A 9,131-nucleotide genomic window follows, 5' to 3' on the forward strand; every position below is an offset into this window, starting at 1 on the left:
CTGCACCTGGGTGATGTCGTGCTGATGATCCACTGCGGCTCGCGCGGGCTGGGGCACCAGATCGGCACCGAGTTCCTGCGCCGGATGGTCGAGGCTGCCCCCAGCCACGGCTTGGTGCTGCCTGACCGCGAACTGGCCTGCGCGCCAATCCGCTCCGACCTGGGCCAGGAATACCTGGGCGCGATGCGGGCGGCCATCAACTGCGCGCTGGCCAATCGCCAGATCCTGACCCAGTTGGTACGCGACGTGTTTGCCAAAGTGCTGCCCTCGGCCCAACTGCCGGTGCTGTATGACGTGTCGCACAACACCTGCAAGCTGGAGACGCACAAAGTCGACGGCCGCCTGCGCGAGCTTTATGTGCACCGCAAAGGCGCGACGCGGGCCTGGGGCCCCGGCCACCCCGAACTGCCGCAGGCTTTGCGTGCCTCTGGCCAGCCGGTGTTGGTTGGCGGCTCCATGGGCACCGGGTCTTATGTGATGGCGGGCACCACAGCCTCGGAGTCCCTGGCTTTTTCGTCAGCCTGCCATGGCGCCGGCCGCGCCATGAGCCGGCATCAGGCGCTCAAGACCTGGAACGGGGGCGCGGTGGTCAACGAGTTGGCACAACGCGGCATTCTGATACGCAGCCCTTCCATGCGCGGCGTGGCCGAGGAGGCACCCGACGCCTACAAGGACGTGAACGCGGTCGTCGATGCCGCCGATGCGGCAGGCTTGGCGCGCAAAGTGGCGCGGCTGGAGCCGCTGATCTGCATCAAGGGATAAGGCAGTGGAAACATTAACGCTCTGGCTGGCCGGCGATGTGATGACCGGGCGCGGCATCGACCAGATCCAGGCGCAGACCGTGCCGCCGGTGCTGTATGAAAGCTGGGTGCACGATGCGCGCGACTATGTGCAGTTGGCCGAGCGGCTGAACGGCCCGGTGCCGGCCCCGGTCACTCCCGGCTATATCTGGGGCGATGCGCTGGCCGAGATTGACAAGCGCCAGCCCGCGTTGCGTCTGGTCAATCTGGAAACGGCGATCACCACCTCGGAGGAAGCCTGGCCCGGCAAGGGCATTCATTACCGCATGCACCCGGCCAACATCAGCTGCCTGATGGCCGCCCGCATTGACTGCTGCGCACTGGCCAACAACCATGTGCTGGACTGGGGGCGGGCCGGGCTCAACGAAACCCTGCGCACGCTGCAGCGGGCCGGCATCAGCAGCGCGGGCGCCGGAAGCGATCTTGAGGCCGCCTGCGCGCCCGCGTCCTGGCCGCTGGCCGGTGGCGCGCGCCTGCGGGTCTTTTCCTGGGCCGGGCCGGACAGCGGCGTGCCAGGCGCCTGGGCCGCCACGCCAGACAACTCCGGCGTGGCATGGCTGCCCGCATGGGACGAGGCCGGTGCGCTGCAGGTGGCCAAGCGCGTAGCCCGCCAGCGCCAGCCCGGCGACCTGGTCGTGGTCTCGCTGCACTGGGGTGGCAACTGGGGCGTTGAGGTGCCAGAGCGGCATCGCCGCTTCGCGCAGCGCCTGATTGAACTGGGTGCGGCAGATCTGATTCACGGCCATTCCTCGCACCATCCGCGGCCGATGGAGGTCTACCGCGGACGACTCATTCTGTATGGCTGCGGCGACCTCATCAATGACTACGAGGGCATTTCCTTTCAGGAGCGCTTTGACCCGAGTGCCGTGTGCCTGTATTTCGCCCGCATCTCGACCGAAACCGGCGCACTGCAGCAACTAGAGATCGTGCCGATGCAGCTGCGGCGGCTGCAACTCGTGCATGCGGACACCTCTGCCCGAGAAAGCCTGCAGGCATTGTTTGGAAACGAGGGCCAGAAATTCGGCACGGGGGTGCAGGCGCAAGCCGATGGCTGCTGGCAACTGCGCTGGTGATTTTGCTGGTCATGCGCAGAGTCTGCGCTACCCGGCTCACCTTCTCATCTGGCGCTCGCGTTTCCCCTCGCTGTCGATGGCCCCCACCAGCAAACCCAACTCCTGCGACAGGATATCGAGCACATCGTCGAGCGCCACCACGCCTACCAGTTCGCCCTGCCCGTCCACCACCGGAATGCGACGCACCCCCTTGCGTCGCATGGTGCGCATCAGGTCGATCAGCGAATCGTCCTCACGGGCGGTGACCAGATCGGTAGTCATCACATCCTCCACGCGCAGGGTGGCGGCATCAAGGCCTGGCGCAACCACAGCGGTCACGATATCGCGGTCCGTGAGCACCCCCACCACAATGCGCTTGCCCCCAACTTCATCGACCACGACCAGGCAGCCGACATGGTTGTCCCGCATCAGGCGCGCAGCCCCGTCCAGGGGCGTCTCCCGGAAGGCGATGGTTACGCTACGCGTGCAGATTTCACCGGTTGTCAAACGCTCACCCATGTTGTTCTCCCTGATTTTTTGCGTGTCACATTCTGCGGGCGGTTCAGCCCATGCCGTGCTTGCCCAGGCTCACGCGCTTGGCCTGCAGTCCTTCGCCGCCCACCTCGGGAATGAACTGCACAGCACTGCCCGTCTGCAGGTGCTCAAAGGGCGTGCCGGCCACGTTGTCGCGGCTGAAGTAGTACTCATCGCCATCAGGCGTGCGGATGAAGCCAAAGCCCCCTGCGTCGTCCAGGCGCACCACTTCGCCATGCAGGGGCTGCGCATGCTGTTTTTCCTGCCCCCTGCGCTTGCGCACCACGTCTTCCAGCTGGCGCTTCATGTTGTCAAAAGCATCGCGCAGGGCCACATACACGTCTTCATCCTGAACCCGGTTGACCACAAGTTCGTGGCCCGGCAGCGTGAGATCAATGTGCACGCCGTAGGGGCGCCCCTGATGCTGGTGTTTTTGTTCCAGCTCAATGGCAACACGGCACGTCATGATGCCGGGGGCAAACACTTCAAGCTTGTACGCGTGCTCGCGCGCACTGGCCTCCAGCGCATCGGAAGGCTCCATGCCGCGAAACTGAATGTGAACCGGAAGCTGCATTCCCATCTCCTTGGTAGCTGATGATTCCATTCTGGCGCGCACCCCGGCGAACCGCTTGAGATTTATCAACGCGGTCCGACAAACCACGCCAGCTGCGCGTAAATACCGGCAGGCCGGATCACCGCGCCAGCAGGAGTACCGGGCGTTCAATCCCCGCAGGGAATGAACGCGCCCCCACTTAACGCATAAACTGCAGTGCGCCTGCGGCCAACCAGAAAGCATCCCTCATGATCAGCCTGCTGAAAACCTTCTCCTGGCAGGAACTGCTGCACCACAAGTGGCGCAATGCCGCCGCCATGGTGGCCGTGATGCTGGGCGTGGCGCTGGCGTTTTCGGTGCACCTGATCAATGCCTCGGCGCTGGCCGAGTTTTCGCAGGCGGTGCGCGCCGTGAACGGACAGCCCGACCTCGAACTGCGCGCGGTGCAGGGCAGTTTTGACGAAACCGTGTATGCACGCGTGGCCACGCACCCCCAGGTCGCGCTGGCCAGCCCGGTGCTGGAACTGGGCACCTACGCCGTGGCCGCTGACGGCAAGCGTGTCGCGCTGCGCATCATCGGCGTCGATGTGCTGGCGGTGGCGGCGATTGCGCCCGCGCTGATGCCGGTACCCTCAACAAGCGCGGCCGATGCAGACCGCTTTGCGCTGTTTGCCCCTGATGCGGCTTTTCTGAACCCCGCCGCGCGACAACTGCTGGCGGCCCCGCAGCTGGACCTGCAAAGCGGGCTGGCGCTGCGCCGCGTCAGGGTGGCCGGCACGGTCAGCGCAGGCGGCGGCCCGCTGGCCGTGATGGACATCGCGGCCGCGCAGCAGCTGTTTGACCGGATCGGCGAGCTGTCGCGCATTGATGTGCGGCTGAAAGCCGGCAGTGATGCGCGCCGCTTTATCGACGTGCTCCAATTGCCGCCCAACATCACGGCCAGCGCGCCTGGCGACGCCGCCGAGCGGGTCAGCAACCTGTCGCGCGCCTACCGCGTCAACCTCACGGTGCTGGCGCTGGTGGCCCTGTTCACGGGCGCGTTTCTGGTGTTTTCGGTGCTCTCGCTGAGCGTGGCCAAGCGGGCGCAGCAGTTTGCACTGCTCGGCGTGCTGGGGCTGACGGGCCGGGAGCGGCTGCAGTTGGTGCTGATCGAATCGCTGGTGCTGGGTCTTGCTGGCAGCGCGCTGGGCATTGCGCTGGGCACCGGGCTGGCGGGGCTGGCGCTGCGGCTGCTCGGCGGCGACCTGGGCGGCGGCTACTTTGCGGGCGTGGCACCTGCCCTGCAATGGCGTGGCGTGGCCGCGCTGACCTACGGCGCGCTGGGCGTGCTGGCGGCCGGCGTGGGCGGCTGGTGGCCGGCGCGTGCGGCGCAAAAACTGCCGCCGGCGCAAACCCTCAAGGGCCTGGGCATCGCAACCGGTGCGGGCACCAGCCGCTGGGTCAGTATTTTTTTGATCGCGGCTGGCGCCCTGCTGGCCTTACTCCCTCCGCTATTGGGCATTCCACTGGCGGCTTATCTGTCGGTCGGGCTGCTGCTGGTGGGCGGCATCACGGCACTGCCCTGGCTGATTGCGCTGCTCTACAACCGGCTCAGCCCCTGGGTTGCGCACCGCCTGCTGCCGATGCTGGCCGTGGAGCGCGCGCGCCGCGTGCGCGAAAGCGCTGCGGTGGCCGTCAGTGGCGTGGTGGCTTCGCTCAGCCTGGCCGTGGCGCTGACCGTGATGGTGGCGAGTTTTCGCGATTCGGTCACGCACTGGCTCGATGTGGTGCTGCCCGCCGACCTGTATGTGCGCACGGCTTTGGGCACCCAGGCCAGCGACACCGCTTATTTTTCGCCCGAGTTTGTGCAGGCGCTGGCCCGCTTGCCTGGCGTGGCGCGCGTCAGCACCTTGCGCACCACGCAACTGCAGCTGGACCCGGGCCAGCCCGCCGTTGCCCTGATTTCGCGCCCGATTGACGACCCGGCCAGCACGCTGCCGCTGGTGGGCCAGTCGCTGCCGGTGCCGTCCGGCCATATCGGCATTTATGTCAGTGAAGCGATGGTGGACCTGTATGGCGCCCAGCCCGGCAGCATTTTCAGCCCACTTTCACAGTCTTTTAGTGCTCTAGCCCAATCAGGTCGGGTGCAAGCAGCTCCTGATTTAATAGCTAATTATGATCCTCCCCGGTTTTACGTCGCCGGCGTGTGGCGCGACTACGCGCGCCAGTTTGGCGCCATTGCCATCGCGCAGCGCGACTTTGAACGGCTGACCGGCGACCAGCGCGTCAACGACCTGGCGCTGTGGCTCAGCAGCGATGCCAGCGACGCCCCCGTGCAGCAGGCAATACGCCGCCTGGCCGAGCAGCAATCGGGCGCAGGCGCGCTGCTTGACATGGCCTCGGTCAGCCAGATCCGCGCCACATCACTCAAGATTTTTGACCGCAGCTTTGCCGTGACCTACTGGCTGCAGGGCGTGGCGATTGCGATTGGCCTGTTTGGCGTAGCCGCCAGTTTCAGCGCGCAGGTGCTGGCGCGCCGCAAGGAGTTTGGCCTGCTCGCGCACCTGGGGCTGACGCGGCGGCAAATCCTCGCGGTGGTGGCCGGCGAAGGCGCGGCCTGGACGGCAATCGGCGCTGTTGCGGGCCTGGGCCTGGGCCTGGCCGTGTCCACGGTGCTGGTCCACGTGGTCAATCCACAAAGCTTTCACTGGACCATGGACCTGCAAGTGCCGTGGGGACGCCTGCTGGCCTTGTGCGCCGCCGTGATGCTGGCCGGCACCCTGACCGCCTGGCTGGCCGGGCGCGCGGCGGCGGGCAAGGATGCGGTGCTGGCGGTCAAGGAGGACTGGTGAAATCGATAGCAAGGGTTAACCCTTGACTCATTTTCTTTTGCTTACGCTGCTCACGCTTTTGAAGCGCACGTGTCATTTATCAGTTGATATTTGTCATCCCGGTGCAGCATCAAACTCCTAGCATGAACGGACTACCTTAAAAAGGAATTCAGGATGACACCCGCTCAGTACCGAATTGAAGGCACAGACAGACTGATGGATAGCTTGCTCCCATCGCCCAACTTTAGCCACCTTTACAGAAACTGCTCGCTGGCCGTTGCCGTCGCGGTCAAAAGTGTGGATGATCCGACGCGCCAGGAAGTCCGGGTGGTGCATATACCCACCGGCGAAATTGTTTTTCAAACCACGGCCACGGCCCAAACCTTTTAAAACCACGCAAGCCGCTGCGCCAGCGGCCTTGCTGCGAGAATCGGGGCCATGAGCCCTTGGCAAATTTTCCTGATGCACCGCGTGCAGGCGAACTGACATGCACCGATGGCCTGCCAGTATGGTTCGCCGCCAGTGGGTGCTCGCCGGGCTGGCGGGCGTTGCAGCGTGGACCCATCCCGCCCTCGCCCTGCCCGCCAAAGCCCTGGTCTTTCCGCGCGACCGGGGCGCGCACCCCGACTTCAGGACCGAGTGGTGGTACATCACCGGCCAGGCATCATCCGGGGAATCGGGCGGGCGCATCTTTGGTTTTCAACTCACGTTTTTCCGCTCGCGGGTCGAGGGCACGCAGGGCATGACCTCGAAATTTGCCGCCAAACAACTGCTTTTTGCCCATGCGGCCATCACCGATGTGCAGGGCAAAAAACTTTTGGCTGACCAGCGCATTGCGCGCATCGGCTTTGGCGTGGCCCAGGCCAGCGAACAGGACATGGCCATCAGGCTGCGCGACTGGTCGCTGCAAGCCGAGGGCGGCATGTATACCGCCGAGTTGCCGGCTGCGGACTTTGGCCTGAAGCTGCAGTTTGAGGAAACGCAAAACGTGCTGCTGCAGGGCAACAAGGGCTTGTCCCGCAAGGGACCCGATGAAAAACAGGCGAGTTACTACTACAGCCAGCCCCAGTTGGCTTCACGCGGCAGCCTGCAGGTGCAGGGGCAAAACTTTGAAGTCACCGGCAAAGCCTGGCTGGACCACGAGTGGAGCCAGGAACTGCTGCACCCCAGCGCCGTGGGCTGGGACTGGATCGGCATGAACCTGACGGACGGCAGCGCGCTGACTGCGTTCAGGCTGCGCGACAAGGACGGCAACGCGCTGTGGGACGGCGGCTCCTTCAGGTCGGCCCAAGGCGCGCTCTACACCTTCAGCCGCGGCGAAGTGGTGTTCAAACCCGGGCGTCGCTGGAAAAGCCCGCTGACCCAAGCGACCTATCCCGTGGAATGGAGGGTGCGCACCCCCGCCGATTTTTATACCGTGCGGGCAGTGATCGACAACCAGGAACTTGACAGCCGCGCTTCCACCGGCGCCATTTACTGGGAAGGCCTGAGCGAGTTGATCGACAGCAACGGAAAGCGCGTGGGCAGCGGGTATCTGGAGATGACGGGCTATGCACAGGCCTTGCGGATGTGACCCGGCCGCTTGCAAAACCTAAGTCCGATAGCCCGCCTGCTGCGCGACAAACCCGTCAAACGCCGCCAGCAGGGGCTTGAACGACTCGGCATTACCTTCCAGCTGCACCAGCGCGGCGCAGGTCGCTTCCAGTGTCGACAGCTGGTCGGGTTGGTGGGCCTTGCGAATCCGGTAGTGGGAGGCGGGCATGCCCCGCAACGCCAGCCGGGGCAGCTGGTGCAGCAGCGGGTTGAGGTAAAGCATCTTGCGGCTCTTGCGCCAGGTGCCATCCAGCACGATCAGGCGCAGCCGGGATGGATCGTGCAAATGCGCGGGCGCCAAAGCCGGCGGCGCAGGCAGGCCCAGCGCCTGGTCTTGCGGCGAATCCGGGTACAACAAAATCGTGTGCATGGGCGGGCTTGCGCTCGCGTGCTGATGCAGCGGCGCGCTGATCAGGGCTCGCAGGGCCGCCTCGGCAAACACTTCGCCGGTGACCAGCGCGCTGTGCGGCAGGCTCAGGTGCAGCAGCCGCGCACTGCCTTTGGCCTGGCCGACTTCCAGCGGATGCTGCAGCACCACCACTTCCACCCGGTGGTCCACCGGCGTAATCCACTGGCAGATACAGGCGCTTTGCGGACGCAGGCAAACCGCGCAGCTCAGGCGCTGGATGCGGTTGAGTTTGTCGCCCCTACACATCGCTGGCCTCACGCCTGCAGCGCACCGCGCTCCATGGCGCACGGCAGAAGCCCCCCGGGTAGCGCTTGCGTTCCACGAAATTCACCGTGTTGTTCTCCCATGAATGATGACTGGCGGCATTTGCATGGATTGTCGGCGCTTGAGGATGCGCCCTCCTCCGGGCACGGATAACGGCATCCCGCGACAATACCCGACATGAAAGCACTTCCTGACATTGCCTTGTCCATGCTCGACCTGGTGGCCGTACGCGAGGGCGGCACGGTGGCCGACGCGCTGGCGATTGCCCTGCGCACGGCGCAACACGCCGAAACGCTGGGGTTCACGCGCTACTGGCTGGCCGAACACCACAACATGGCGGGTATTGCGAGCTCTGCCACCGCCGTGCTGGTGGGCTATATCGCGGGCGGCACGCAGCGCATGCGCGTTGGCTCGGGCGGCGTCATGCTGCCCAACCATGCGCCACTGGTGGTGGCCGAGGCCTGTGGCACGCTGGCCGAGCTGTACCCGGGCCGCATCGACCTGGGACTGGGCCGCGCGCCCGGCACCGACCAGGCCACGATGCGGGCGCTGCGCCGCGACCGGCCAGAGACGGCCGATGATTTCCCGCAGGACGTGGCCGAGTTGCAGCGCCTGCTGGCCCCGGCGCAACCGGGCCAGCGCCTGATCGCCATGCCGGGTGCGGGCACCGAGGTGCCGATCTGGCTGCTGGGCTCCAGCCTGTTTTCGGCCCGGCTGGCGGCCGAGCGCGGCTTGCCTTATGCATTTGCCTCCCATTTTGCGCCTGGCCTGCTGCTGCAGGCGATTGACCTGTACCGCAGCCAGTTCCGGCCGTCAGCCACGCTGGCCAAACCTTATGTGACGATTGGCGTGCCGCTGATCGCCGCACCGACCGACGCCGAGGCCGAGTACCTGGCCAGCAGCACCTACCAGCGCGTACTGGGCATCCTGACCGGCGACCGGCGCGGACTGCAGCCGCCGGTGGAGAACTTCATGGCACAAAGGCATCCGCAGGAGCGCGCCGCCATCAGCGACTTTTTGGCCGCTGCGGTGATAGGCGGTCCGGACACCGTGCACAACGGCCTGAGCGCGCTGGCGCAGGCCACGGACGCCGATGAATTCATGCTGGTGTGCGAT

At 65.6% G+C, this 9,131-nt stretch carries 9 protein-coding genes; 6 read left to right on the forward strand and 3 right to left on the reverse strand.

From position 1 onward, the window contains the following. The coding region (locus Q8K05_RS03450) for an RtcB family protein (RefSeq protein ID WP_305245126.1) at positions 1-762 on the forward strand (762 nt) is incomplete at its 5' end. Between the two features lie 4 nt (positions 763-766). Next, on the forward strand, positions 767-1,873 hold the full coding sequence (locus tag Q8K05_RS03455) for a CapA family protein (protein ID WP_305245127.1): 1,107 nt from the start codon (positions 767-769) through the stop codon (positions 1,871-1,873). Positions 1,874-1,909: 36 nt separating this feature from the next. Here the strand turns inward: Q8K05_RS03455 and Q8K05_RS03460 are convergent, their stop codons facing one another. Both Q8K05_RS03460 and Q8K05_RS03465 read right to left on the reverse strand, forming a co-directional pair. Next, the gene (locus Q8K05_RS03460; protein WP_305245128.1) at positions 1,910-2,371 is read right to left on the reverse strand and encodes a CBS domain-containing protein; all 462 of its coding nucleotides are present in this window, start codon (positions 2,369-2,371) and stop codon (positions 1,910-1,912) included. A 43-nt stretch (positions 2,372-2,414) separates the two neighbouring features. Next, a complete protein-coding gene (locus tag Q8K05_RS03465; RefSeq protein WP_305245129.1) occupies positions 2,415-2,960 on the reverse strand; it encodes an HPF/RaiA family ribosome-associated protein in 546 nt (181 codons plus the stop codon). Between the two features lie 227 nt (positions 2,961-3,187). Between Q8K05_RS03465 and Q8K05_RS03470 the strand changes: the two genes are divergently transcribed. The 3 genes from Q8K05_RS03470 (at position 3,188) to Q8K05_RS03480 (ending at position 7,322) form a co-directional block, all read left to right on the forward strand. Further along, positions 3,188-5,770, forward strand: a complete 2,583-nt coding sequence (locus Q8K05_RS03470) for an FtsX-like permease family protein (RefSeq protein ID WP_305245130.1) — start codon at positions 3,188-3,190, stop codon at positions 5,768-5,770. A 195-nt stretch (positions 5,771-5,965) separates the two neighbouring features. Then, a complete protein-coding gene (locus tag Q8K05_RS03475) occupies positions 5,966-6,139 on the forward strand; it encodes a hypothetical protein (RefSeq protein WP_305245131.1) in 174 nt (57 codons plus the stop codon). A gap of 97 nt (positions 6,140-6,236) precedes the next feature. After that, a complete protein-coding gene (locus Q8K05_RS03480; RefSeq protein WP_305245132.1) occupies positions 6,237-7,322 on the forward strand; it encodes a lipocalin-like domain-containing protein in 1,086 nt (361 codons plus the stop codon). Between the two features lie 18 nt (positions 7,323-7,340). Here the strand turns inward: Q8K05_RS03480 and Q8K05_RS03485 are convergent, their stop codons facing one another. Next, positions 7,341-7,997, reverse strand: coding sequence for a tRNA-uridine aminocarboxypropyltransferase (locus Q8K05_RS03485; RefSeq protein WP_305245133.1), 657 nt, complete (start codon positions 7,995-7,997; stop codon positions 7,341-7,343). 195 nt (positions 7,998-8,192) lie between these two features. On the opposite strand from Q8K05_RS03485, the gene Q8K05_RS03490 reads away from it, so the two are divergent. Beyond that, a partial coding sequence (locus tag Q8K05_RS03490) for an LLM class flavin-dependent oxidoreductase (protein ID WP_305245134.1) occupies positions 8,193-9,131 on the forward strand: 939 nt, incomplete at its 3' end.

The sequence above is a fragment of the Polaromonas sp. genome (genome assembly GCF_030682935.1).
In the GTDB taxonomy this organism is placed as follows: Bacteria; Pseudomonadota; Gammaproteobacteria; order Burkholderiales; family Burkholderiaceae_C; genus Polaromonas.

Coding starts and splice junctions, on each gene's coding strand:
- Q8K05_RS03460 (WP_305245128.1), bottom strand. CDS start 2,371: ATGGGTGAGCGTTTGACAACCGGTGAAATCTGCACGCGTAGCGTAACC.
- Q8K05_RS03465 (WP_305245129.1), bottom strand. CDS start 2,960: ATGCAGCTTCCGGTTCACATTCAGTTTCGCGGCATGGAGCCTTCCGAT.
- Q8K05_RS03470 (WP_305245130.1), top strand. CDS start 3,188: ATGATCAGCCTGCTGAAAACCTTCTCCTGGCAGGAACTGCTGCACCAC.
- Q8K05_RS03475 (WP_305245131.1), top strand. CDS start 5,966: ATGGATAGCTTGCTCCCATCGCCCAACTTTAGCCACCTTTACAGAAAC.
- Q8K05_RS03480 (WP_305245132.1), top strand. CDS start 6,237: ATGCACCGATGGCCTGCCAGTATGGTTCGCCGCCAGTGGGTGCTCGCC.
- Q8K05_RS03485 (WP_305245133.1), bottom strand. CDS start 7,997: ATGTGTAGGGGCGACAAACTCAACCGCATCCAGCGCCTGAGCTGCGCG.